The sequence below is a fragment of the Alteromonas macleodii ATCC 27126 genome (assembly GCF_000172635.2).
GTDB classification, from domain to species: domain Bacteria; phylum Pseudomonadota; class Gammaproteobacteria; order Enterobacterales; family Alteromonadaceae; genus Alteromonas; species Alteromonas macleodii.
In genome coordinates this window covers 2,018,171-2,042,877 of sequence record NC_018632.1, presented here as the reverse complement: position 1 = coordinate 2,042,877, position 24,707 = coordinate 2,018,171, and the positions used below count along the sequence as shown (strand labels likewise).

The 24,707-nt window shown below is 45.5% G+C and carries 22 protein-coding genes; 18 read left to right on the top strand and 4 right to left on the bottom strand.

The window, feature by feature from the left end; genetic code table 11:
• Positions 1 to 210: 210 nt before the first annotated feature.
• A complete protein-coding gene (ftsH, locus tag MASE_RS08690) occupies positions 211 to 2,157 on the bottom strand; it encodes an ATP-dependent zinc metalloprotease FtsH (protein ID WP_014949365.1) in 1,947 nt (648 codons plus the stop codon).
• A 101-nt stretch (positions 2,158 to 2,258) separates the two neighbouring features.
• A complete protein-coding gene (gene rlmE / locus MASE_RS08685; RefSeq protein WP_014949364.1) occupies positions 2,259 to 2,888 on the bottom strand; it encodes a 23S rRNA (uridine(2552)-2'-O)-methyltransferase RlmE in 630 nt (209 codons plus the stop codon).
• A gap of 95 nt (positions 2,889 to 2,983) precedes the next feature.
• Between rlmE and yhbY the strand changes: the two genes are divergently transcribed.
• Both yhbY and MASE_RS08675 read left to right on the top strand, forming a co-directional pair.
• Positions 2,984 to 3,277, top strand: a complete 294-nt coding sequence (yhbY, locus tag MASE_RS08680; protein ID WP_014949363.1) for a ribosome assembly RNA-binding protein YhbY — start codon at positions 2,984 to 2,986, stop codon at positions 3,275 to 3,277.
• A 103-nt stretch (positions 3,278 to 3,380) separates the two neighbouring features.
• Positions 3,381 to 4,157 carry a 3-hydroxyacyl-CoA dehydrogenase gene (locus MASE_RS08675; protein WP_014949362.1) on the top strand — a complete coding sequence of 259 codons (777 nt, stop codon included), beginning with the start codon at positions 3,381 to 3,383 and terminating at the stop codon, positions 4,155 to 4,157.
• 76 nt (positions 4,158 to 4,233) lie between these two features.
• On the opposite strand, the gene MASE_RS08670 is transcribed toward MASE_RS08675, so the two are convergent.
• Positions 4,234 to 4,938, bottom strand: coding sequence for a hypothetical protein (locus MASE_RS08670; protein ID WP_014949361.1), 705 nt, complete (start codon positions 4,936 to 4,938; stop codon positions 4,234 to 4,236).
• A gap of 266 nt (positions 4,939 to 5,204) precedes the next feature.
• On the opposite strand from MASE_RS08670, the gene MASE_RS08665 reads away from it, so the two are divergent.
• Positions 5,205 to 6,107 carry an RDD family protein gene (locus MASE_RS08665; protein ID WP_014949360.1) on the top strand — a complete coding sequence of 301 codons (903 nt, stop codon included), beginning with the start codon at positions 5,205 to 5,207 and terminating at the stop codon, positions 6,105 to 6,107.
• Between the two features lie 143 nt (positions 6,108 to 6,250).
• On the opposite strand, the gene MASE_RS08660 is transcribed toward MASE_RS08665, so the two are convergent.
• Positions 6,251 to 8,647, bottom strand: coding sequence for a Lon protease family protein (locus MASE_RS08660; RefSeq protein WP_014949359.1), 2,397 nt, complete (start codon positions 8,645 to 8,647; stop codon positions 6,251 to 6,253).
• Positions 8,648 to 9,158: 511 nt separating this feature from the next.
• On the opposite strand from MASE_RS08660, the gene MASE_RS08655 reads away from it, so the two are divergent.
• The 15 genes from MASE_RS08655 to ansA all read left to right on the top strand — a co-directional run bounded on the left by MASE_RS08655 (position 9,159) and on the right by ansA (position 24,700).
• Positions 9,159 to 9,776: an SRPBCC family protein gene (locus tag MASE_RS08655; protein ID WP_014949358.1), complete on the top strand. Its 618-nt coding sequence runs from the start codon at positions 9,159 to 9,161 to the stop codon at positions 9,774 to 9,776.
• Between the two features lie 311 nt (positions 9,777 to 10,087).
• Positions 10,088 to 12,691 (top strand): leucine--tRNA ligase, encoded by a 2,604-nt coding sequence (leuS, locus tag MASE_RS08650; protein ID WP_014949357.1) that lies wholly within the window; start codon positions 10,088 to 10,090, stop codon positions 12,689 to 12,691.
• An 11-nt stretch (positions 12,692 to 12,702) separates the two neighbouring features.
• Positions 12,703 to 13,239, top strand: a complete 537-nt coding sequence (locus MASE_RS08645; RefSeq protein ID WP_014949356.1) for an LPS-assembly lipoprotein LptE — start codon at positions 12,703 to 12,705, stop codon at positions 13,237 to 13,239.
• A 15-nt stretch (positions 13,240 to 13,254) separates the two neighbouring features.
• On the top strand, positions 13,255 to 14,283 hold the full coding sequence (holA, locus tag MASE_RS08640; protein ID WP_014949355.1) for a DNA polymerase III subunit delta: 1,029 nt from the start codon (positions 13,255 to 13,257) through the stop codon (positions 14,281 to 14,283).
• Between the two features lie 13 nt (positions 14,284 to 14,296).
• The gene (gene nadD, locus MASE_RS08635) at positions 14,297 to 14,998 is read left to right on the top strand and encodes a nicotinate (nicotinamide) nucleotide adenylyltransferase (protein ID WP_231513069.1); all 702 of its coding nucleotides are present in this window, start codon (positions 14,297 to 14,299) and stop codon (positions 14,996 to 14,998) included.
• Positions 14,999 to 15,015: 17 nt separating this feature from the next.
• Entirely contained in the window at positions 15,016 to 15,333 is a 318-nt protein-coding gene (gene rsfS, locus MASE_RS08630) for a ribosome silencing factor (protein WP_014949353.1), read from the top strand.
• Positions 15,334 to 15,449: 116 nt separating this feature from the next.
• Positions 15,450 to 15,920, top strand: a complete 471-nt coding sequence (rlmH, locus tag MASE_RS08625) for a 23S rRNA (pseudouridine(1915)-N(3))-methyltransferase RlmH (RefSeq protein ID WP_014949352.1) — start codon at positions 15,450 to 15,452, stop codon at positions 15,918 to 15,920.
• Positions 15,921 to 15,950: 30 nt separating this feature from the next.
• Positions 15,951 to 17,864 (top strand): penicillin-binding protein 2, encoded by a 1,914-nt coding sequence (gene mrdA, locus MASE_RS08620; protein WP_014949351.1) that lies wholly within the window; start codon positions 15,951 to 15,953, stop codon positions 17,862 to 17,864.
• Positions 17,864 to 18,979, top strand: a complete 1,116-nt coding sequence (rodA, locus tag MASE_RS08615; RefSeq protein ID WP_014949350.1) for a rod shape-determining protein RodA — start codon at positions 17,864 to 17,866, stop codon at positions 18,977 to 18,979. The genes mrdA and rodA overlap by 1 nt, the downstream gene beginning before the upstream one ends.
• Before the next feature lie 5 nt (positions 18,980 to 18,984).
• A complete protein-coding gene (locus MASE_RS08610) occupies positions 18,985 to 20,007 on the top strand; it encodes a septal ring lytic transglycosylase RlpA family protein (RefSeq protein WP_014949349.1) in 1,023 nt (340 codons plus the stop codon).
• A gap of 318 nt (positions 20,008 to 20,325) precedes the next feature.
• Positions 20,326 to 21,510 (top strand): D-alanyl-D-alanine carboxypeptidase family protein, encoded by a 1,185-nt coding sequence (locus MASE_RS08605; protein WP_014949348.1) that lies wholly within the window; start codon positions 20,326 to 20,328, stop codon positions 21,508 to 21,510.
• Positions 21,511 to 21,611: 101 nt separating this feature from the next.
• Positions 21,612 to 21,875 (top strand): DUF493 family protein YbeD, encoded by a 264-nt coding sequence (ybeD, locus tag MASE_RS08600; RefSeq protein WP_014949347.1) that lies wholly within the window; start codon positions 21,612 to 21,614, stop codon positions 21,873 to 21,875.
• Entirely contained in the window at positions 21,876 to 22,547 is a 672-nt protein-coding gene (lipB, locus tag MASE_RS08595; protein ID WP_014949346.1) for a lipoyl(octanoyl) transferase LipB, read from the top strand. It begins immediately after the preceding gene.
• Positions 22,540 to 23,502, top strand: a complete 963-nt coding sequence (lipA, locus tag MASE_RS08590; RefSeq protein WP_014949345.1) for a lipoyl synthase — start codon at positions 22,540 to 22,542, stop codon at positions 23,500 to 23,502. Before lipB ends, lipA begins: the two co-directional genes overlap by 8 nt.
• Before the next feature lie 190 nt (positions 23,503 to 23,692).
• Positions 23,693 to 24,700, top strand: coding sequence for an asparaginase (gene ansA / locus MASE_RS08585; protein ID WP_014949344.1), 1,008 nt, complete (start codon positions 23,693 to 23,695; stop codon positions 24,698 to 24,700).
• The last annotated feature ends 7 nt before the right edge of the window (positions 24,701 to 24,707 follow it).

The window sequence follows — 24,707 nt, the reverse complement described above, 5'->3', positions numbered from 1 at the left end:
GCTCTTTGCCTTGTTGCTTGCTGAATTCTTTGATTTGTTCTTCGCTGTGTTTTTTGCATTGTTCTTTGCAAAGAACAGTGTGAAGCGTAACGAAATAAATAACTCAGCTAACACCGTGACATAAACTGTAAGCCAAATTCTCAGATTAAAATCAATCAGCTCTAACAAAAAACGCCAGTTAAACTGGCGTTTTTCAATGGATGTAGAAGGTTAGCTTGGAATATCGCCCGGCTTACCTACCGACGGTTTGTCTACACCGTCATTTTTAATTTCACCTTCACGAACCGGCGCACCACCACTCGGCTTATCGCCACCCGATGGCTTGCTGTCATCCCAGTCAGCAGGAGGACGAACGTCAGTGCGGTTCATCAGATCATCAATTTGCTTAGCATCAATGGTTTCGTACTTCATCAGTGCGTCTTTCATTGAATGTAAAATATCGATGTTGTCTTCAAGGATCTTTTGAGCACGCTCGTAGTTGCGGTCAATCAGTGACTTAATTTCCGCATCAATGGCACGTGCTGTGTCATCAGACATGTTTGTTGCCTTAGACATAGACTTGCCTAGGAACACTTCACCTTCGTCTTCAGCGTAAAGCATTGGGCCCATTTTGCTCGACAAGCCCCATTGGGTGACCATCTTACGTGCAATTTCAGTTGCGCGTTCGATGTCGTTAGATGCACCCGTGGTTACTTTGTCGTCACCATAAATAATGGCTTCAGCAATACGCCCACCAAACAAGCTAGAAATCATACTTTCTAAGTGCTGTTTAGAGTGGCTCACTCGGTCTTGCTCTGGTAAGTACATGGTCACACCCAGCGCGCGACCGCGTGGAATGATTGACACTTTGTATACCGGATCGTGCTCTGGCACTAAGCGACCTACGATAGCGTGACCCGCTTCGTGATACGCTGTCATTTCTTTTTCAGGCTCAGACATCACCATAGACTTACGCTCAGAGCCCATCATGATTTTGTCTTTCGCTTTCTCAAACTCTTCCATAGAAACAAGGCGCTTGTTGCCGCGAGCAGCGAACAATGCAGCTTCGTTTACTAGGTTAGCAAGGTCAGCACCTGAGAAACCTGGTGTACCGCGAGCAATAACTGACGGTTCTACGTTATCAGCCACTGGCACTTTGCGAATATGAACTTTAAGAATTTGTTCACGGCCGCGGATGTCAGGAAGACCAACCACTACTTGACGGTCAAAACGACCTGGACGAAGAAGCGCAGGGTCTAGTACGTCAGGACGGTTAGTTGCCGCAATAACGATAATACCTTCATGACCTTCAAAGCCGTCCATTTCAACAAGCATCTGGTTAAGGGTTTGCTCACGTTCGTCGTGACCACCACCTAGACCAGCACCACGTTGACGGCCTACCGCATCAATTTCATCGATAAAGATGATACAAGGCGCCGCTTTTTTCGCTTGCTCAAACATGTCACGCACACGAGATGCACCTACACCCACGAACATTTCAACGAAATCAGAACCAGAGATAGTAAAGAATGGTACTTTCGCTTCACCGGCAATGGCTTTTGCAAGCAACGTTTTACCTGTACCAGGAGGACCTACCATAAGTACGCCCTTCGGAATTTTACCACCTAGCTTTTGGAACTTAGACGGGTCGCGTAGGAAGTCTACCAATTCAGATACATCTTCTTTCGCTTCGTCACAGCCTGCTACGTCAGCAAATGTTGTCTTGATTTGGTCTTCACCAAGCAAGCGAGCTTTGCTTTTACCGAATGACATAGCGCCACGGCCGCCGCCACCCTGCATTTGACGCATGAAGAAAATCCATACACCAATAAGCAGTAACATGGGGAACCATGAGATGAAAATAGACGTCAGAAGAGACTGCTCTTCTGGTGGTTCACCGTACACTCTTACGTCGTTCTTAACCAAGTCAGATACTAACTTGTCATCGAAGTAAGGTACGAATGTTTGGAAAGTTTCGCCTGAACGCTTAGTACCTCGAATTTCGCCACTATTATTGATGCGAACTTCTCGAATATTTCCCTGTTCTGCTTCTCTCAAAAACGTTGTGTAGTCAGTTTGCGAACGAGACGATTCACTCGGTGAAAAGCTCTGGAAAACCGACATTAAAACAACGGCGATGACTAACCATAAGATTAAATTTTTTGCCATATCGCTCAATGCTACTAACCTCTATAAACCCGAATTGCTTGTATATTCAACAAGTTGTTTATTGAATAAACGACACAACTCGCAACGAAAACCGCTTATCTCAAAGCGTACTACACTTTATACCCACAAGCCACCAAATACACCTCTCGCGAACGTGATCTGGACGAGTCAGGCTTACGCGTCTTTATGGTTGTGAAAGATTGTTTAAGTGCGTTCATGAACTCAACAAACCCCTCACCTTGGAACACCTTTATGACAAACGAACCACCAGGCTTTAACACTTGGTGACACATATCAAGCGCTAGTTCGCAAAGGTACATAGAGCGAGATTGGTCAACCGACGCGTTACCTGCAAGGTTCGGTGCCATATCAGACAACACAATATCTACGGTGTTCCCACCGATTCTGTTCAATAGTGCGTCGAGAACAGCGTCCTCTCTGAAATCACCTTGTAAAAAGTCTACGCCCACGATTGGGTCCATGGGCAAAATATCGCACGCGATAACTTGACCATTGTCGCCAACGAGCTGTGCGGCTAGCTGTGACCAGCCCCCCGGTGCAGCACCAAGGTCTACAAGTGTCATTCCCGGTTTAATAAGCTTATCTTTTTTCTGAATTTCTTCCAGTTTATAGATAGCTCGCGAGCGCCAACCTTCCTTATTTGCTTTTTGCACATAATGGTCGTTAACGTGTTCTTGTAGCCAGCGTTTACTGCTGGCGGAGTGTTTCTTTTTTGTCATTCCAATACAATGTCATTAGGATTGTAGAGAAGATGGCGTTAGAATACGTTATTTCAAGCATAAACTAACAGATTAATTGTAAGAAATATTACTTCATGAAACTTTCAAATAAACAGAAACAATTCCTAAAAGGCCTTGCACACCCTTTAAAACCTGTTGTGCAGCTAGGTGGGAACGGCCTGACAGAAGGTGTGGTTGCCGAAATTGACAACGCCCTTAGCCATCACGAATTAATTAAAGTTAAGGTGCCAACAGACGATCGCGAAGAAAAAGCGCTAATCATGGATGCCATTGTTCGTGAAACAAACTCAGTTAAGCTACAGGTAATTGGCCACACGCTAATTATCTACCGTCAAAGCGAAGACTGTAAAATTCAGTTGCCAAAATAGCTGAATATAAGGTGCCGATCCCCTTCGGCACCGTAGTTTTTCTTCTTACTTCCCGTTAACATCACGTTAATAATAGTGAAAAACTAGGGTTTAAGGGAAATCTATGACGCTAAATAATCTTACTGCCATTGTTACTGGCGGTTGCTCCGGACTTGGTCACGCCACTGCTATCGCACTTCGAGATGCAGGTGCTAACGTCAGCCTTTTCGACTTAAATGAAGAGCTTGGCGCACAGCGCGTAGAAGAATTAGGCAATAACAACACACTTTTCACCAAAGTCGATGTACGCGATGAAACTTCTGTTCAAGCGGCTATAGACGCGACAACCGAAAGGTTTGGCGCCATTTCTTTAGTGGTTAACTGTGCAGGCATCGCCCCAGCTAAGCGACTGCTTGACAAAGAAGGCAATCCGGCGCCGTTGGGTGACTTCCAGAAAACTATCGATATTAACTTAGTAGGAAGCTTTAATGTTTCTCGCTTAGTTGCAGCGACGATGGCAAAGCAATCGCCAATTAACGGGGAAGGCGAACGCGGTCTTATCGTAAACACTGCTTCAGTTGCTGGTTACGAAGGTCAAATAGGGCAAACCGCTTATGCCGCGAGTAAAGGTGGTATTATCGGCTTAACCCTTCCAATGGCTCGAGACTTAGCCCCGTTGGGTATTCGTGTTAACACCATTGCGCCGGGTGTAATGGGCACGCCAATGCTACTTGCTATGCCAGAAAAAGTGCAAGACGCCCTTTCTGCTAACGTTCAGTTTCCTAAGCGCCTTGGGCTACCAGAAGAATTTGCTAAGTTAGTTATCCATATGGCGAACAATAGCTACCTAAATGGTGAGACAATCCGCTTAGACGGCGGGCTGCGCATGCCTCCAAAGTAGTGAATAAGCACATTAATAATTTAATCAAAAAAAACCGCCTTCGGCGGTTTTTTAATGCGTTATCTATCAGCAATAGTTAACTTTTCATTTTGATTAGCGTATCAGCTTCTACCGTGAAACGATTAAAGAAATCGTCTTCTAGTTCGCCGGTAATGCGCACGCGCTCGCCTTTCATTAGCGTTAGGTAACCATCCGCATCCACAGGTGCGTCCTCTAACTCATCAAGCTCTACCGTGAGGGTGGTATCGCCCACGTCAATTTGTAACGCTTCTTTGCCAATTGATTTAACGGTACCTACAAGCACCATTTCTTCATCGTCAAACTCAATGTTACTTGCTGTACTTAAATAAAGATCTGCCGAAGCCTGATTAACCGACTCAGCTAAGTAAACAGTATCCATACCATCAACAATCACACTCTGAGCAACTAACCTTTCGCTTGAAAACATGCCATCATCAAGACGCGCCGTTACCATGACTTCTTCGCCTTTCATTTTTGCATAGGCATTACTGTCAAGGTCGGTGTCTCTTAACTCAACAAAGATATTCCCGTCACCGTAATCTAACGTAAAGAATTTTGAATCTACAGCAGACACCTCACCGGTCAACGTAATCCACGTATCACCAGACTCAGATGTCCTGGACTCAGGTTGCACTGACGCTGAAGCTGCTTGCATTTGCGCAGTTTTCATCTCGTCAACGTTAGCTTGTGCCATTGCAGATGACCCCATCATTGTGACTGAAACCAGTGTTGCTGTAATCGTTTGTTTTGAGTTAAACATCGTAACCTCCTTAAAGGCATCATTGTTATCCATTCGATAAACTCTGATGCAAACCCAATGCCGCGCATATAAATCAATAGCTTAAGTGAAGTACACCTAATCTATCTATTTGCTAAAAAGAAAAATATTCCGACTATTGAAGAGATTACAATGTATCTTGCATGCGTATTTGTGAGGTGCTTACCCTTCAGATAAAAGAGTTAAAATAATACGCCTTACTGTGTAAAGTAGTGTTATGGAATTAGGTTAAGCACAGTGGACGGCAAATGTCTCACCCTCATCAACATATTGATACGCCACCTATTAGTAGTGATGTCGAAAATAATACCGCAGATAAATTAGAAACCGTTGAAACAAAGGATATAGTCACGCCCTATGCGTTTGGCGTGGCTAGCTCGCTGTTGGGCAAGCGTCTGGCTACACCTTTTCAACGAGGGTTGGCTCAGTGTATTGACCTACTATTTGTCGCCATTTTGAGCTCACTGGATGCACTGTTTTTGGCGATTATTGCTACAGTGACGTTTTATAAAGCTAGCCGCAACGTGGCCAATCAAAGCCATAAAAAAACTACGCGTTCATTTCTTCGAATAGGTGGAGCGTTCATGCTCTTTTGGACAGTGTTGCTTACGTTAGATGCTGCCAATGAGGCTAATTACTTTCGTGACGATGCAACTGTCAGCAACGTGATCGACTCGCCTAATCGCCCAGGTGAGAAAAATGGTGCGAATGATGATATTGGAGTAAATGAGCAAGCTCAAAATAAAGGTGTGCATGAAAATGGCCTACAGGAAGCTGAAGATATTGAAAGTGACCTAGCAGATTTCGATGACGCAACTTCAGAGCCCTCAGCAAACACATACAGCATTGTCGCGTGGATCAAAGGGTTAATTACTGAGCTTGGCTTAGGCTTTGGTTGGGCCGCGCTTTATTACAGCGTGTTTACCGCTTGGTTTAACGGAAAAACTCCAGGTAAACGACTGCTAAATATACAAGTACTCAAACTCGATGGTTCTGGACTGTCGCTATGGGAGAGCTTTGGTCGTTATGGAGGTTATGGTGCGGGTTTAGCAACTGGCTTGTTGGGATTTGTGCAAATTTACTGGGATCCTAACCGACAAGCTATCCAAGATAAAATTTCAGAGACTCTGGTCATCAGCACCCGCGATTAGCGCGCTCTGGTACTTGCGTTTAGCATTGAATGGCTGTGTGCACGTTCTACTGAAAAAGCGCATCTTTATTAGCGCATCAACCAAGATTAATGCAAAAATCAAGAAGCGCGTCTCGACACTGCAAGTACGCGCTTCGTTTTTATCTATTCGCCATCGCCCCCATTAACAATAAGCGCAATATTGTATAGACGGTTTACGGCATGGTAATTGATTGAATTTTTGGGGTAACGACCTTTACTACTTAATTTACCCGCTTCCTGTTCCATCAAAATAGATAGCGCGTCATCAACGGTCTCTACAGTGTAAATATGGAACAGCCCTTTTTTCACAGCATCGATAACAGTGGCGTCTAATACCAAATTAATCGCATTTGATTTAGGAATAATCACGCCTTGCGTGCCGGTGAGGCCACGGTGTTGACACAAGTCGAAAAAGCCTTCTATCTTTTCGTTCACACCGCCAACCGCTTGCACTTCACCATACTGGTTTATGGAACCCGTGATAGCCAAGGTTTGTAAGCAAGGGATTTCAGTCAACGCAGAGATAAGCGCAACCAGTTCACCAAGGGATGCACTATCGCCATCAATATGTCCGTATGACTGCTCTAGCGCTATATTTGCCGATAGGGTTAACGGGAAATGTTGGGCATACTTGTTGCCCAAGTAGCCGTTTAACAACATGACGCCTTTTGAGTGAATAGGCTGTCCAAGCTCTACCTCACGCTCAATATCAACTACACCACTTGCGCCGGCAAATACAGTAGACGTAATGCGTGCAGGCGTACCAAATGCAGTGTCACCAATATCCAATACCGTTAACCCGTTTACTTTGCCTACCGCTTTTCCTTCAGTGGCAATTAGCACGTGCCCTTCTTTAATATCGTTTAATAGTGTTTGACTGACGCGGCCGGTGCGACGCTTCTTGGCACTTAATGCTGTTTTTAAATGATCAAGTTCTAGTGTGTCGGCATTAGATTTCTGACAGAAATAATAGGCTTCATTAACTAGCTCGATAACTTCAGCGAAGTGCGCAGATAGCTTTTCTTTATGTTCAGCCATTCTTAACGAGTACTCAACTAGCCTGCACATCGCGTTAGCGGTAATGCCTTTAAGTCCTAACTGAATAAGATGCGCGCGTACTTTGCCCACGAAATCAAAAAGCGCCTGTCTGGTGACGGGAATTTCCAAATCAAAATCCACCAACACTCTAAACAGTTCATCAAACTCGTCATCGTAATCTTGCAGCGTGTAGTATAAATCACGCGAGCCTAACAGAACGATTTTCACATTTAAGTCGATGGGCTGTGGATTGAGCGTAATGTTGTTCACCATACCCACATCTTGCTGGGGTAAGTCCATGCGCAAGCGCTGCGACTTGATGGCAAGCTTAAGAGTATCCCACACAAAAGGTTGTTCGATAAGTTGGTCCACATCCAACAACAAATAACCGCCATTTGCACGATGGAGCGCACCGGGCTGAATCATGCGATAGTTGGTAAACACGCTGCCGTGAATGTTGGTGTACTCTATTTTGCCAAACAAATTTTGATAAGTAGGGTTCGGCTCATAAATAACAGGGGCTGCGTCATCGAGTTTATTCGACACCAAAACGTTAGGAAGAAATTGCTCTTCTAAAAATATCTTCTTGTCGAAGTCATCACTCTTCTCTTCTTTCTGCTCTTCACTGTGAATGACTAAGATAGCGTTGACCAATGCAGTTTTAAGCTGCTTGAGGTACTTCATTACCCCTAGCTCAGACGCGTATTTGTGCTCAAGCACTTTTAGCAGCGGCTTAATTCCCTGCTCTGCGGTCTTTTTGTCAAGCTCACGAAGACGCTCAGAGTTTTCGCGTTTCCACGTAGGCAGGCTTAACAGGCCTTCGCTTAATCTGTTTTCTAGTTCGTCAATAAGAGTATAAAACCCTTCCCGTTGTGCGTCAGTTAATGACGCAAACTCTGTGTCACTTATTGGCTTGCCGTTAACGATAGGTGAAAACGTAATAGAGCCACCCTCTTCGTACAGCGCAACATCATTCGCTTGTGCGTAACGCTCTACCGCATCGATAGCCGCATCGTACTTTTGCTCGAACTCTCTGGAAATTGACGCGCGACGGCGCTGATATCCCGGGTTATCAAAGGCAATGGGCAGTGAGTCTAAGACATCGTCAATAAGCGCAGCCATGTCCTTGTGGAATGCTTTTCCACCACCGGGAGGAAATTTTAGCGCAACAGGTTCGCGCTCTTCGTCAAAATTGTTGATATAACAACAATCATCAGGCGCCGGTAGCTGGGCAACTTGGCGTTCAATGTAATCCTTCACTAGAGTGAAGCGCCCCGTAGCGGGCTCACCCATCACATAAAGATTATAGCCTTTGGTGTTAATACCTAACCCAAACGTAAGTGCTTCACGCGCACGCTCTTGCCCAATGAAGGTCGCATTTAGCGCTTCATCATCTTTTAAGGCACTGTTTATCGCTCGGCGATTTATGGTAGGTGAAAGCGCGTCTACATCTAACGCATATAATTTACTGTCTACAGACATGTCTGTTCTATCTTTGTTTCTTTACTTAAGTGAAACCCTAATTAACATTAGTGTCAAACGCTTATCCTGAATAAGGCAGCTTTGCATCGCTAATTGCACAACAAACAACCACCTTCATGATTTTAGAGAGGAATTGGCAAGCACTACGAGCTTTTTGTGGCCTTCATTAGAACTGATACCTTGCGACACAGGGTGTAGCGTTTAATTAAAGCCGAAAAGGAGTTAAGTACGAAAGAACTTACTTCAATTTAACCGCTGCATTTATTTCTTCCACATAATTTGGAACAGGGCATTAAAATCACAGCGTTAAGAGAAGCGCGCCAAGGTCAGAGCCGTAAGGACAATGTGGTCAAGACAAAGCTCTGAAGAATCCTGTAACGGCAAGGCTTTAAAGTAGGTAGCAACGCAAGCTGCTTTCAATTACCTTAGAAAACACAAAAACCGAAATTCGTTTGGCGACGAGACCAGGTTTCGCGCGCAATAACCAATGAACAAAAACAGGGTAATAACAATGACAAAAAAATTGAAAACTCGCTCACCCCTTCTGCTCACCTCCTCTTTCCTTGCTATCTTTCTGGGTACGGCATTTTCTTCAATGAGTATCGCTAACGTAAACTATGCAGATAACTCAGGGTTTTCTATTACCAATGAGAGTGAAAGCTATGCGCCAGTTGAAGTCGTGTACTCTCATTTTATTCAACATGTGGATATGTGGTGGCCGAAAGACCACACATGGTGGAAAGGTGCTTTGCGCATAGATGAGCAGGCTGGTGGCTGTTTCTGTGAAACGACAGACACGGCGAGTGCAGCGCATATGCAGGTAAGCTATGTTGAACCGAACAAAAAAGTGGTGATGACAGGTGGCTTAGGCCCGCTTCAAGAGATGGGTATGTCAGGTGCACTGACATGGGAATTCAGCACAATAGCATCGAGCACTTCATCGGATGCAAACACACAAGACGGTCGCATACCGAAAACTAAAGTCACTCTTACCTACCACGCCTCAGGCAATATTCACTTTAATGGCCAAAAAGCATCTAACGAAGACGCCGCCAATTTAGTTCGAGTAGTAGACAAAGTGCAGGCGCAACAACTAAATGCGCTAACCGCGTTTAGTGACAATAATTAGATGTGACACCGAGGCCTGTTTATCGACAAGATAAGATGGCGCCAAGAGAAAGTAAGATGAGCAAATGGGGCGAGTTCTGGTGTTCAATCGGCGTAAACTGTGTCATTAATGCTCACTTTTCAAGCAAGCAACAATAAATATTGCCAAGTTCGGTGTTAAGCTATTGAGGCATGGCTTAGCGCTGGGTTATTCTACTGGGCTATATGTATGTTAAGTGGGTGAATCCCACGCGCGGTTAGTTGGCGTTGCTACAAACTCGCCTTATGCCGCCCCATAAACGTTTTAACTTTTAATGCGGAAGCCTAAGTTTCATGGCCGATAATCAGTACAATCCGAAAGACATTGAACAACGCGTTCAGCAATACTGGGAAGAAAACCAATCGTTTAAAGCAAATGACGACGTAGAAAAAGAAAAGTTCTACTGCCTGTCTATGTTCCCATACCCTAGTGGCCGACTTCACATGGGTCACGTGCGCAACTACACCATTGGTGACGTGATCAGCCGTTTCCAGCGCATGCAGGGTAAAAATGTATTGCAGCCTATGGGCTGGGATGCTTTTGGTCTTCCGGCTGAAAACGCAGCAATTAACAACAACACTGCACCTGCGAAATGGACATACTCAAATATTGATTACATGAAAAACCAACTTCGCTCGTTGGGTTTCGGTTACGACTGGGATCGCGAAGTAACCACATGTAAATCAGATTACTATCGCTGGGAACAGTGGTTCTTCACACGCCTTTACGAAAAAGGTCTTGTTTACAAGAAAAACTCTACTGTGAACTGGGACCCTGTAGACCAAACTGTTTTGGCTAACGAGCAGGTAATCGACGGTCGCGGATGGCGCTCTGGTGCGCTGGTTGAGCAAAAAGAGATCCCTCAGTGGTTTATTAAAATTACTGACTACGCCGAAGAACTTTTACAAGACTTAGAACAGCTTGAAGAATGGCCAGACCAAGTACGCGCAATGCAGGCGAACTGGATTGGCCGCTCTGAAGGTGTTGAAATTACCTTCGATTTAGCGTCAGCGGTTAACGACATTGCCGATTTGACGGTATATACCACGCGCCCAGATACCTTCTACGGCGTTACTTACGTTGCAGTGGCTGCGCAGCACCCTCTTGCCGAATTCGCAGCAAAATCGAACCCAGATTTAGCGGCCTTTATCGACGAATGTAAAAACACCAAAGTTGCTGAAGCTGAATTAGCAACCATGGAGAAGAAAGGTTTCGCCACGGGTTTTGAGGTTGTTCACCCACTAACCGGTGAAAAGCTTCCAATTTGGGTCGCTAACTTCGTGTTGATGGACTACGGTTCAGGCGCGGTAATGGCTGTTCCTGGCCACGACCAGCGCGATTGGGAATTTGCGACTAAATACAACCTACCTATTCAACAAGTCATTGCGCCAAACGCAGGTGATGAAGATAAGTGCGACCTTACCGCCTCTGCATTTACTGAAAAAGGTAGCTTGATCAATTCATATAAGTTCGACGGTCTTGAGTTCGATGCCGCATTTAATGGTATTGCTGATGAACTTGAAAGCAAAGGCTGTGGAAAGCGCAAAGTAAATTACCGTCTTCGTGACTGGGGCGTAAGCCGTCAGCGCTACTGGGGCGCACCTATTCCAATGCTAAATTTGGAAAACGGTGAATCTGTTCCGGTTCCTGCTGACCAACTACCGGTTGTTTTGCCTGAAGACGTAGAAATGAATGGCGTTACCTCGCCAATTAAAGCTGACCCTGAGTGGGCAAAAACCACATACAATGGCGAAGCCGCGTTACGTGAAACGGATACTTTCGACACCTTTATGGAGTCATCGTGGTACTACGCGCGCTATGCCTGTGCTACTAACAACGACGCCATGCTTGATCCAACATCAGCTAACTACTGGTTACCAGTAGATCAGTACATTGGTGGTATCGAGCACGCTATCTTGCACTTACTTTACTCGCGTTTCTTCCACAAGTTGTTACGCGATGAAGGCTTGGTAAACTCTGATGAGCCGTTCAAGCGTTTGCTGTGTCAAGGCATGGTATTAGCTGACTCGTACTATCGTGAAGACGCGTCTGGTAAGAAAACCTGGTTCTCGCCTACCGAAGTAAGCACTGAAAAGGACGATAAAGGCCGTATTGTTAAAGCATGGCTAACCGCTGACGGTGAAGAAGTTATTCACGGCGGTATGACGAAAATGTCTAAGTCGAAGAATAACGGTATCGACCCTCAGGAAGTTATTGATCAGTACGGTGCCGATACGGTGCGTTTATTTACCATGTTTGCTGCGCCACCGGAGCAAACCCTTGAGTGGGTAGACTCTGGTGTTGAAGGTGCAAACCGTTTCTTACGTCGTATCTGGAAATTAGTGACCGAACACGTTGAAAAAGGCACGCCAGAAGCGATTGATGTTAAGGCACTGTCGAAAGACCAACAGGCACTTCGCCGTGAAGTACACAAGACCATTGAAAAGGTGTCTGATGACCTAGGCCGTCGTCAAACCTTTAACACTGCGGTTGCAGCGGTGATGGAATTGTTAAACCACCTTCAAAAAGCACCACAAGAAAACGCGCAGGACATCGCAATTATGCGCGAAGCCTGTGAATCTATCTTGTTGCTTCTAAACCCTATTACGCCGCACATCGCTCACGAGCTATGGAAAGTGTTGGGTCACAGTGAAGATATCGATTTAGCGCCATGGCCACAGGCTGATAAAGCCGCATTGGTTGAAGACGAAAAGCTAATCATCGTTCAGGTTAACGGTAAGGTGCGCGCTAAGATGACAATTGCTGCTGATGCAAGCAAAGAGAGCATTGAAGCATCTGCGAAAGAACAGCCTAACGTTCAGCAATTCATCGAAGGTAAAACCATTCGTAAAGTGATTGTTGTGCCTGGCAAGCTTGTAAACATTGTAGCTAACTAGGTCAGATACTGATGAAAAAGCACTTACAATTCGCAGTCGCTGTGTTGGGAACCGTATTGGTTACTGGCTGTGGCTTTCATTTGCGAAGTAGCCCTAGCTTACCTGACGACATAAACACCGTTGCTATTGAAAGTGCCCGAGCACACGCGCCCTTGGCGCGTGCGCTTGACAAACGCTTAAACGTTTACGGTTTATCCAGTGTTAGCGTAGATAAAACATCGCGCTCTAACCAAAACGTAAACATCTATTTGCTTCCAGAGAAATTAGAACGTCAGCTGCTGTCGGTTTATCCTTCGGGTCAAGTTGCTGAATATGAACTGATATATGTTGTGCGTTACCGCGTGCAGTTTCCTGGTAAGGAAGCGGTAATGGTGCAATTTGAAGTAGTACGTGACTATCAAGACGACCCTGACCAAGTGTTGGCAAAGTCTCGCGAACTTGAATTGATGCTAAGTGAAATGCGCGATGAAGCCGCTGATATCATGATCAGACGCCTTTCCAGTCAGGCAGCCGCTGCACCAAATGCATCAACTTCCGTTAGTCTGTAAACATCAGAATTTTTCATGCAGATTTATCCAAACCAATTTAGCCAAGATATCACCAAGGCACTTCGCCCGTGCTATCTGGTGTTTGGAGATGAACCCCAGCAGAAGTTTGATGTCATTGAGCAAATACGCGCTAAAGCAAAAGCCAATGGCTTTGAAGAGCGTACAGTACTAGTTGCTGAAACAGGCTTTAACTGGAATCAGTTGATTGAAGCCACACAAAGCATGTCGCTTTTCTCAAGCCAACAGTTCATTGAATTAGAGCTACCTACGGGAAAACCGGGCACTGAAGGCAGTAAAATGCTGCAAGAAGTCGCGGCGTCATTAAACCCCGATATTTTGTTGCTGGTTCACGGCCCCAAAATTGGCAAAGACGTGCAGCGCGGCAAATGGTTTAAAGTGCTTGATGATTTGGGCGCGTCGGTATTGTGTTACCCGTTGGAAGGCAAGCAGCTCAATGCATGGCTAAACCAGCAGTTAAATGCCCACCAACTCTCCGTATCAGCGTCGGGTGCTAAGATGATAGCTGATTTCTGCGAAGGCAACATGCTTGCTGCTAAGCAAGAAATTGATAAGCTCGCCCTACTCTATCCACACCAGTCTATTTCAGACGAACAAATTGAAAAGGCGATGGTCGATCAGTCGCGTTTCAACGTGTTTCAACTGGTTGACGTTATGCTTAGCGGCGACAGTACCCGCTGCATAAAAATGCTATACCGATTAGAGAGCGAGGGTCTGGAGCCTAACATCATTATTTGGGCGCTGATTCGAGAGTGGGAGCAGTTATGGAAACTAAAACTAGCGCAGCAAAGCGGTGCCCCCATTCAGTGGCAAAAATTCGGTATTTGGCGTAATAGACAAGGTTTTTATCAAAGTGCCTTGAATCGTCTGAGCGTCGCGCAGCTAGAAGACATCCAAAAAGCGTTGACTCAGTCAGATCATGCATTCAAACAAAATGTCATTGCCCGCCCTTACGTCGAAATGTGTCACCTGTGCATGATGTTCATGGGTATGGACCTTCGCGAAATTCCTTTGTTACAGGCATAATGGGCAAGTCTAAGTGAGTCTTTCCGGCGCTTCTCGAGCATATCCAACGGTGAAAGCCATTCTTGGTGGTACGTTTAATCCGCCGCATAAAGGCCATATTGGTGCGGCACTAAAAGCGGCAGATGAAATTGGCGTAAACCAAGTTCATCTCATGCCTTGTAAATTAGCTCCGCATAAGTCAGTAGGTGTGTCAGAAAGCCACCGGGTAAAAATGATTGAACTTTGCGCCCAAAACAATGACAGACTTATTCCAGAGTTAATTGAACTGGCGCTTCCGTCACCCTCTTATACAGTTAAAACACTGCGTGCACTTAAAGAGAAAAGCGATGACACAATCTGTTTTTTCATTGGCGCAGATTCACTGTATAATCTGGACAAATGGTACGAGTGGGAACACCTGCTCGATTATTGTCACTTAGTGGTTATGCGCAGAGACGATGAGAAATTTTCGCCTCCTCCCGCAATACAAGCTTGGTTAGATTGTCATGTGGCTAACGATAAAAGTGTTATTCACGCAAAGCCTGCAGGCCATGTAGTGTTAACCAACACACCGCTTTTTAGTGTTTCATCTACTGAAATTCGTGACGTACTAGCAAGTGCTGCCACGTCCGAGAAATCGGGTACGCCAAACAGTTCAAATGCTGACCTATCTAACTTATGGTTAGAAGAAAGCGTTTTAGATTACATAAACGAACATCAGTTATATAAAAGTTAAGTAAGTGAGGAAAACTCTTGGAGAGTCAACAGCTCAAACAGTTTGTTAAAGACAAAATTGACGATATGAAAGGCCGTGATGTTATTGAACTAGACGTTCGCGGCAAATCAAGTATTACAGATACCATGATCATTTGTTCAGGTAACTCAAAGCGCCACGTTTCATCTATTGCAGAAAATGTCATGGTAGAAGCGAAGAAAGCGGGCCACGCACCTGGAAGTGTGGAAGGTAAGGAAACCGGCGAATGGGTTCTGGTTGATTTTGGTGATGTTATTTTGCACGTTATGCAAGATGAAACCCGTGATTTCTACCAGCTAGAGAAACTGTGGTCGTAGTGGCGTAAATGCTTGCTATAAACATGCAGTAACACGGTCAATAAAGGCCATACTCAAATGCGTATGGCCTTTATTGTATAAGTGAAATACTAATTCCTGCGGTAAGGGTAAAAGAAGTGCGTATACAAATCGTCGCGGTCGGAACAAAAATGCCAAGCTGGGTAAGTACAGGCGTGGATGAGTTTATTCGTCGTTTCCCTAGCGACATGCCAGTGTCCTTTACTGAAATACCCGCCGGAAAGCGAGGCAAAAACGCGGATATTAAGCGCATTTTGGAAAAAGAAGGCGAGCAAATGCTAGCCGCTATTCCCAAAGGAAATCGCATTGTTACGTTAGAAGTAACAGGTAAACCCTGGGACACTCCCACGCTTGCTAAACAACTCGACAATTGGAAAATGGACGGGCGCGATGTAAGTCTGCTTATTGGTGGTCCAGAAGGGCTAGCACCAGAATGTATTGCTGCGTCGGAACAAAAGTGGTCCTTATCAGCCTTAACTCTACCCCATCCACTTGTTAGGATCATTCTTACAGAAAGCTTATACCGCGCGTGGTCGGTGACGCAAAACCACCCATATCACCGTGAGTAATTGGTCGCTTTATTAATGCAAAGGAAGTCAATGCAACGAAAACGTCAAGCAATACGGGACCACTCCGCTGAAGCGAACTTGTTCGCGCGCCGAGCGACCATTGCTTTTATTATTGTTGTGGCCATGTTGGGCATTGTACTTAACAACCTCTATTCTTTGCAGGTCACCCAGTTTGAAGATTATCAAACCCGGTCTAACGGTAACCGAATTAAAGTGCTGCCCGTAGCGCCTAACCGCGGTCTCATTTATGACCGTAACGGCGTGCTTTTAGCTGAGAACCGTCCGGTTTTCAGTTTGGAAGTTATTCCAGAGCAAGTGGATGATATTGAACAAACCCTTGCAGATCTGACCGAATTAATGAGCATCACCAGCGATGAAATTGAACGCTTTCAATCTACGCTTAAAGGAACGCGAAGATTTAAACCCGTTGCGCTTCGCACTCAGCTAAGCGAAGAAGAAGTTGCGCTGTTCTCTGCCAGCAAACACAAGTTTCCAGGTGTTCAAATTGAAGCGCGTTTAGCTCGTCATTACCCTTATAAAGAAACGCTTACCCATGCACTGGGTTATGTTGCGCGCATTAACAAGCGAGACTTACAAAAACTCGTTGAAGCAGGCCAAGAAGATAATTACGCCGCAACCCACGATATCGGTAAGCTAGGTATAGAGAAATACCACGAAGAGCTGCTTCATGGAAAAGTGGGTTATCAGCAGGTCGAAGTAAACAATCAAGGCCGAATTATTCGTGTACTCAGTGTTGAGCCGCCAACACCGGGCAAAGACATCGTACTTAACCTGGATTTAGAGCTTCAGTTAGAAGCCCAGCGAATAATAGAAGGTATGCGCGGCGCTGTAGTGGTTACCGATGTTAAAACAGGTGGCGTACTGGCACTTTACTCTAACCCTAGTTACGACCCCAATTTATTCGTGCACGGTATCAGCAGCAAGAATTACTCTGCGCTACTGAATTCGCCGGACCGCCCGCTAATTAACAGGGCGACACAAGGACAATACCCTCCGGCTTCTACCATTAAACCGCACCTTGGTTTTGTTGGACTAGAAGAAGGCATTATCACCAAAGACTACACCATTAACGATACAGGTCGCTATCAATTGCCAAATGTGTCGCACGTGTGGCGCGATTGGCGTCGATGGGGACATGGAAAAGTTAACGTATCAAAAGCAATAGAAGTGTCGTGCGATACTTATTATTACGAGCTAGCGTATAAATTGGGTATCGATAAAATCAGTGAATCTATGTACGAATTCGGATTCGGAGATTTCACGGGTATCGATCTTTACGAAGAGTCAGATGCAAACATGCCTAGCCGAGGCTGGAAACGCGCTCGCTTTAATCAACCTTGGTATATTGGTGACACCATCCCCGTTGGTATAGGACAGAGCTATTGGACCACCACGCCGGTACAGTTAAATACATCTGTTAACACGCTGATCAATGCTGGGGAACGCTATATTCCACAAATCATTCGCGGTTATATGAACACCGATAGTTCTGTCGACCTTATCCCGCTTAAGTCGCTGCGGCCTATAGAGATTAAGAACCGTAACAATTTGGATGTGGTGTTAAACGCCATGCGCGATGTTGTGAGTGGCGAAGAAGGCGGCGCGCGTCATGCATTTGCAGATACCCCTTACGACTCTGCGGGTAAGACAGGAACAGCGCAGTTGTTTACCGTTGGCCAAAATGAAAAATATGACGCTACTAAAATTGATGAGCGTCTTCGAGACAATGCCATGTATGTTGGCTTTGCCCCTTTCAATGATCCAGAGATATCGGTAACCGTCGTCCTTGAAAACGTAGGCGGTGGTAGTAAGAACGCAGCACCCGTCGCCCGTCAAATCATGGATTTCTATTTCAGAGACCGAGTTTTTGAAACTGCCGAAGCTGACTCGGCAAACACTGATAATGAATTAGGGACAAACTAGTGAAGAGAACCACCATAAACCCTAATAAAGTAAGTTTTCTTCAGCGCATTCATATCGATGGCTGGCTGTTAGTCGGGCTACTCGTGCTAAGTTGTGTTGGGCTATTTACTCTGTACTCGGCGTCAGGTCAGGATATGGAGCAAATGGAGCGCCAGTTTATCAGGCTGGGATTTAGCTTTATCGTTATGTTCGGATTAGCCCAAGCCCCTTTGGGCGTGTTTAGGTTTTTCTCAACCTATGCCTATGGTGCAGGCCTGCTCATGCTAATTGCCGTTTTATTATTTGGTGATATGGGCAAAGGCGCACAGCGCTGGCTAGACCTGGGCTTTATCCGTTTTCAGCCCTCTGAACTGATGAAGCTTGCCGTGCCTATGATGGTTGCATGGTATATCAGTAAATTCACTATGCCGCCGCGCACCACCCACATTATCGTTGGGTTTGGTTTGGTGGTCGTGCCCACCATTCTCATTGCAAAGCAGCCTGATTTAGGGACCTCGTTACTTATCGCCAGTTCAGGTATCTTTGCCATATTCCTGGCAGGTATGAGCTGGCGTCTTATTTCAGTAGTGGGCGGCCTCATTGGCGCGTTTGCGCCTGTGATGTGGTTCTTTTTAATGAAGGATTACCAAAAGCAGCGGGTTCTTACTTTTTTGAACCCAGAAAGCGACCCGCTAGGTTCTGGCTACCACATAATCCAATCTAAAATTGCCATTGGTTCCGGTGGTGTAGACGGCAAAGGCTGGCTGCAAGGCACGCAATCACAACTCGAGTTTTTACCCGAACGTCACACCGACTTTATCTTTTCAGTATTCAGTGAAGAGTTTGGTCTTACCGGTGTAATGTGTTTAATGGCAATATACATTTTTATAATTATGCGCGGCCTTATAATTTCTAGCCGGGCACAAGACGCCTATGCAAAATTGCTTGGCGGCAGTATTACCCTTACCTTTTTTGTTTATGTATTTGTAAACATGGGCATGGTGTCCGGATTACTTCCCGTGGTGGGTGTTCCCCTTCCTCTAGTGAGCTTTGGAGGAACATCTATGGTGACTTTAATGGCAGGTTTTGGCATTCTTATGGCCATTGCCACTCAGAAACGTTTAATGTCTAGATAACTTGTATGTTGCAACGCCTTTTTTCGGTACTTGATTTTGTAAAAGCGGGTTTAGTTAATGCGGGTCTTGTTGCCCAAAATCTGGCAAACGGACAGTTCTTTCGCTATGGCTCAGCTGTTTTTATAGTTTTGGCATTAGTGGGATGCCAAAGTGCACCTACACAATCTGGTCGCTATACTCAAAAGCAAGACTCAGCGCCTAAGCACGTTGCCAAGAAACCAGAAACACTTGATGCTGTACCAAAATACGAAGCCTACCGCATGTTTAACAGCAGGCCTTACAAGGTACTGGGCAAGCACTACACGCCAATGGATAGTGGTAAAGGCTATGAAGAGGTCGGCTATGCCAGTTGGTATGGTCAGAAGTTTCACGGTCACTTAACCTCAAATGGCGAAACTTACAATATGTTTGCCATGAGCGCGGCTCACAAAACATTGCCACTGCCCTCTTACGTGCGTGTTACTAACTTAGAAAATAACAAACAAGCGATCGTCCGCGTTAACGACCGAGGCCCTTTTCACGATGATAGAATTATCGATTTGTCGTATGCAGCCGCAGTAAAACTAGGCTACCACAGCAAAGGCACAGCGCGAGTCAAACTTGAAGTTATCCACTTTGACGAACAAAACAATGTGACGGTGGGAAACAGTCCAACCGTTACTTACGATGAATACTTGGGTATTGCGGTAGTACCCCCACCGGCCTTGGCAGCAACTTCACCCACCCCGCCATTAGCCCCCTCTTCGAACACCGCTGATACCAACACAAGCAGCAGTGAGAAAAGTACCAACGCGGTCAGTGATGCGATCTATATTCAAGTTGCTGCGCTTTCAAACGCCGAGAAGGCAAAATCTATCTCTAACGTGCTATCGGCGTTATATCAAATTCCCGCTCACCTGCCAGTAGCAGATAACATTTATAAACTACAGTTAGGCCCTATCCACGATGAAGCAGTTGTCGCGGAGGTTCTTGAGCAATTAAAGCAAAATGGCTATCCCAACGCTTACGCGATTACGCAGACCATGTAGTTAGTTGTGTTGTCGCACGCTCATAAAAACAACGACATTGTGGCAGCATTGTGTCATTCAGCAGGCAATATCACGGTTTCTTCGCCTAATACCTACAATCGCGTAAACTTTTTTGATAAAACCTAGTCTTATAAGCAGCCTTTCGTTAAGATCTCTCGTCACCTCAGCTAATAAGTAGGTGAAACAACAGAATTCGGTTACGAACTGGACAAAAGCTAAAATTGGGTAGCCATGTTTTGCGGTCATCGTTTCGCGGTCATCGCAACAATAGGGTAAGCTTTAACTCACACGGATAAAACGGTCAAAGAAATTAGAACCATGCTCAGAATAATTCAACGCGCTAAACCGTCATTACTTTCATTTGCCTTTTTGGTGATAGGCACTTTACTACACACAGCAAATGCTGCCGTAGTCACTCCGCCTGCTCCTTCAGTTGCCGCAGAAGGTTTTCTTCTAACCGACTTTGAAACGGGTCATGTGATTGCATCTAAAAATGCGGACATGCAGCTTGCTCCTGCGAGCTTAACGAAAATAATGACTATTTATGTTATTGGCAAAGAATTACAGGCCGGTAACATCAGCTTAGACGACGAAGTGACTATCTCGGAAAACGCATGGGCGAAGAAATTCCCTGACTCGTCAAAAATGTTTATTGAAGTAGGTACACAAGTTTCAGTACGTGACTTACTACGTGGCATTGTTGTGCAGTCAGGTAACGACGCCTGTGTTGCTATGGCAGAACACGTAGCAGGTTCAGAATCTGCTTTTGCCAGCATGATGAATGCACACACGGCATCACTTGGCATGAGTGGTTCTCACTGGGTTAATGCTCACGGTCTTCACGACCCTGACCACTACACTACCCCTCGTGACATGGCGATTCTGTCTCGCGCGCTTATCGCAGAAACGCCAGAAATGTACAAGATTTACAGCGAGAAGGAATTCACCTACAACGGCATTAAGCAATACAACCGCAATAGCCTGTTGTGGGACAAAAGCTTAAACGTTGATGGCATTAAAACTGGCCACACGTCTGATGCGGGCTACAGCCTAATCACTTCTGCAGAGCAAGGCGGTATGCGTCTAATCTCTGTAGTTATGGGTACTGATAGCGAACGTGCACGTAAAGTTGAAAACAAAAAGCTACTTAAATATGGCTTCCGTTTTTACGAGACACTTACGCCATACCAAGCTGGTCATAGTTTCGTTGCTCACCGCATCTATATGGGTGATAGAGAGACAGTAGACCTTGGAATTAATCAATCTACCCCCATTACTATTCCACGCGGTCAGGCGGCTAATTTAGAAGCTAACTTCGAACTTGATGACAAGCTTGAAGCACCACTTGCAAAAGGTCAGGTTGTTGGAAAACTTTATCTACAACTAGACGGTGAAGATGTGGCTAGTTATCCCCTAGTTACCCTTCAAGAAGTAAAAGAAGGCAGCTTCTTTAATCGCATGAAAGACTACATTATGCTTCAGCTAGGATTTGACGACGAGTAAACACCTTTACTGAATACGTTAAAAAGCTAGTTGTGAAGCGGCCAGATTTGTTACAATCTGGCCGTTTTTTTATATGATATTTTAAGTACCAAGGATATCGCATGGATACCCGTTTCGACGAATTACTAGATTTTCCAACAAACCAAACGTTTAAAGTCATGGGCGTTGCTCATGAAGACCTACCTCAACAGGTAGTGAGCTGCCTTCAGCAACACGCGCCAGGTGATTACTCGCCTAACGTAAAACCAAGTAGTAAAGGTACTTACCACTCGGTTTCTATCAGTGTGCGTGTAACCAGTAAAGAGCACATGGAAACCATTTACACTGAACTTGCCAAATTAGAGCTGGTTAGGGTTGTACTTTAAGTGAATGAGCAGTCGATAGCGTCTGACGCAAACGGCGTTATAGTGCGTCAGTTAGGGCGTCAGCCGTATGAGCCTATCTTCGAGGCAATGAAACGCTTCACCGATGAGCGAGACCAAAACACCCAAGATGAAATTTGGCTTGTTGAACACGATGCCGTCTTTACGCAAGGACAAGCAGGCAAAGCTGAACATATACTTATGCCTGGTGATATTCCTGTTGTTCAGGTTGACCGAGGTGGCCAAGTGACCTATCACGGTCCAGGCCAACAAGTAATTTATCTGATGCTAAACATAAAGCGCAGAAAGCTAGGTGTTCGCCATTTAGTCACTGCTATGGAAGAAGCGGTGGTCGGACTACTTGGAAAATACGGCGTAACCGCGTATCCAAAGCCCGATGCGCCTGGCGTTTACGTCGATGAGAAGAAAGTTTGTTCATTAGGTTTAAGAATACGTAATGGCTGCTCGTTTCATGGCTTAGCTTTAAATGTTAATATGGACTTATCACCGTTTCAGCGTATTAATCCTTGCGGTTATGCCGGTATGGAAATGATCGATACCGCGCGCCTCAATGGTCCAACTACGCTTGAGACCGCTGGTAATGAATTAACGCATTTGTTGCTAGAAGCGCTTTCCATTGCACAGCCAACATACAAAGAAGGTTTTGATGAGTAATGCACGACCTCAAGCGGGGATAAAACTCCGTGATGATGAAAAAGTAAAACACATTCCCGTCACTATTATTCCTACTGAAAAGGAAGAAATGCTGCGCAAGCCGGAGTGGATTAAAATCAAGCTTCCTCGTACTACCGAGAAAATTGATCACATCAAACAGACACTTCGCAAAAACAACCTTCACTCTGTGTGTGAAGAAGCGAGTTGTCCTAACCTTGCCGAGTGTTTCAACCACGGTACAGCCACCTTTATGATTCTTGGTGATATTTGTACCCGTCGTTGTCCTTTCTGTGACGTAGCCCACGGTAAACCACTGCCTCCGAGCGCAGAAGAGCCTGAGAAGCTGGCTAAAACCATTGCAGAAATGAATTTGCGCTATGTGGTTATTACTTCTGTTGACCGCGATGACCTTCGCGACGGTGGCGCTCAGCATTTCGTAGATTGTATTAACGCCATTCGCGAACACAGTCCAACAACGACAATCGAAGTATTAGTACCCGATTTTCGTGGACGTATGGATCGTGCACTTGAGATTTTCAAAAACGGCGTGCCTGATGTGTTCAACCACAACTTAGAGACGATCCCGCGTTTATACCGTGAATGTCGCCCTGGCGCGAATTACCAATGGTCGTTGGATTTGCTTAAGAAGTTTAAAGCGCAACACCCTGACGTGATGACCAAATCTGGTCTGATGATGGGTATGGGCGAAGAGAACGAAGAAATTCAAGGCGTACTTGATGATCTGCGCGCTCACAATGTGGACATGCTTACGCTGGGTCAATACCTTCAGCCAAGCCGTCACCACTACCCAGTTAAGCGCTACGTACACCCTAAGGAATTCGACGCCCTTGGTGATTACGCAAAAGAAATTGGCTTCACGCATGCAGCATGTGGCCCTATGGTCCGCTCGAGCTACCATGCAGACCAACAAGCAGCGGGTAAAGAAGTTAAGTAGTACCGAACTTCAGCATAGGGCTCAGCCTAACGTTGCTAAAAAGTTGATACAGAATAAAAGCGGTGATCTTCACCGCTTTTTTGTGCCTTCGTATTTCAGGGTGACAAACCCGTGGGTATTGTTAGAATGCCCGTCAAATTACGCTATCCCCTTTTAAAAAGTATTCCCAAATTAAGGGTAAGGTCATTTCATGCGCAAACATATATATATTGCCTATACAGGTGGAACTATTGGTATGAAGCCGTCTAAGCAAGGCTACGTACCCGCTGCAGGCTTCTTGTCAGACACACTGAAAAAGATGCCGGAGTTTCACCGTTCTGAAATGCCCCTTTTTACACTACATGAATACGATAACCTTATCGATTCATCAGACATGGATCCGTCTGACTGGCAGCGTATTGCCGATGATATCGCCGACAACTACGACAAGTATGATGGCTTCATTATTTTGCACGGTACAGACACCATGGCATACACCGCCTCGGCGTTGAGTTTCATGCTTGAGGATTTGTCAAAACCTGTCATTGTTACCGGTTCTCAAATTCCACTGGCAGAGCTTCGCTCAGATGGTCAAGTCAACCTTCTAAACGCGTTATATGTTGCCGCGAACTTCCCCATTGCCGAAGTCGGACTGTTCTTCAACAACAGACTACTTCGTGGCAACCGCAGCCGCAAAGTAGATGCAGATGGATTCAGTGCCTTTGACTCCCCTAACTTTCCTCCACTGTTAGAAGCTGGCATTAATATTCGTCTGAAAGCCGGTGAATTAGCGGAGTCACCAAATAACACCTTAACGGTATCGAACGTCAAAGCCCAACCGATCGGCATGGTTAGTTTGTATCCCGGTATTGCGCCAGAGGTCATTAAAAACACGCTGCAGCAGCCGGTGAATGCACTGATTTTACTGAGCTATGGTGTGGGCAATGCACCTCAGAACCCTGAGCTTATTGCACAGTTAAAATACGCAAAAGCCAGAGAAATTCCTGTTTTGAATTGTACCCAGTGTATGCGCGGTCGCGTAAACATGGGTGGCTATGCCACTGGCCATGGCCTACAAGAAGTAGGAGTTTTATCGGGTAGCGATATGACGCCCGAGGCTGCCCTCGCGAAACTGCACTACTTATTAAGTAAAGGGCTTCCTTTTGAGGAAATAAGCCATCTATTAACGCAAAACCTGCGTGGCGAATTAAGCGACTAGCAGCGTT

Excerpts from the sequence above, each read along its gene's own strand:
- lipA (WP_014949345.1), top strand. The coding sequence starts at position 22,540 with ATGAGTAATGCACGACCTCAAGCGGGGATAAAACTCCGTGATGATGAA.
- holA (WP_014949355.1), top strand. The coding sequence starts at position 13,255 with ATGCAGATTTATCCAAACCAATTTAGCCAAGATATCACCAAGGCACTT.
- MASE_RS08610 (WP_014949349.1), top strand. The coding sequence starts at position 18,985 with ATGTTGCAACGCCTTTTTTCGGTACTTGATTTTGTAAAAGCGGGTTTA.
- MASE_RS08605 (WP_014949348.1), top strand. The coding sequence starts at position 20,326 with ATGCTCAGAATAATTCAACGCGCTAAACCGTCATTACTTTCATTTGCC.
- rlmE (WP_014949364.1), bottom strand. The coding sequence starts at position 2,888 with ATGACAAAAAAGAAACACTCCGCCAGCAGTAAACGCTGGCTACAAGAA.
- MASE_RS08670 (WP_014949361.1), bottom strand. The coding sequence starts at position 4,938 with ATGTTTAACTCAAAACAAACGATTACAGCAACACTGGTTTCAGTCACA.
- MASE_RS08665 (WP_014949360.1), top strand. The coding sequence starts at position 5,205 with ATGTCTCACCCTCATCAACATATTGATACGCCACCTATTAGTAGTGAT.
- ansA (WP_014949344.1), top strand. The coding sequence starts at position 23,693 with ATGCGCAAACATATATATATTGCCTATACAGGTGGAACTATTGGTATG.
- MASE_RS08675 (WP_014949362.1), top strand. The coding sequence starts at position 3,381 with ATGACGCTAAATAATCTTACTGCCATTGTTACTGGCGGTTGCTCCGGA.
- MASE_RS08645 (WP_014949356.1), top strand. The coding sequence starts at position 12,703 with ATGAAAAAGCACTTACAATTCGCAGTCGCTGTGTTGGGAACCGTATTG.
- MASE_RS08660 (WP_014949359.1), bottom strand. The coding sequence starts at position 8,647 with ATGTCTGTAGACAGTAAATTATATGCGTTAGATGTAGACGCGCTTTCA.
- ybeD (WP_014949347.1), top strand. The coding sequence starts at position 21,612 with ATGGATACCCGTTTCGACGAATTACTAGATTTTCCAACAAACCAAACG.
- yhbY (WP_014949363.1), top strand. The coding sequence starts at position 2,984 with ATGAAACTTTCAAATAAACAGAAACAATTCCTAAAAGGCCTTGCACAC.
- MASE_RS08655 (WP_014949358.1), top strand. The coding sequence starts at position 9,159 with ATGACAAAAAAATTGAAAACTCGCTCACCCCTTCTGCTCACCTCCTCT.
- leuS (WP_014949357.1), top strand. The coding sequence starts at position 10,088 with ATGGCCGATAATCAGTACAATCCGAAAGACATTGAACAACGCGTTCAG.
- mrdA (WP_014949351.1), top strand. The coding sequence starts at position 15,951 with ATGCAACGAAAACGTCAAGCAATACGGGACCACTCCGCTGAAGCGAAC.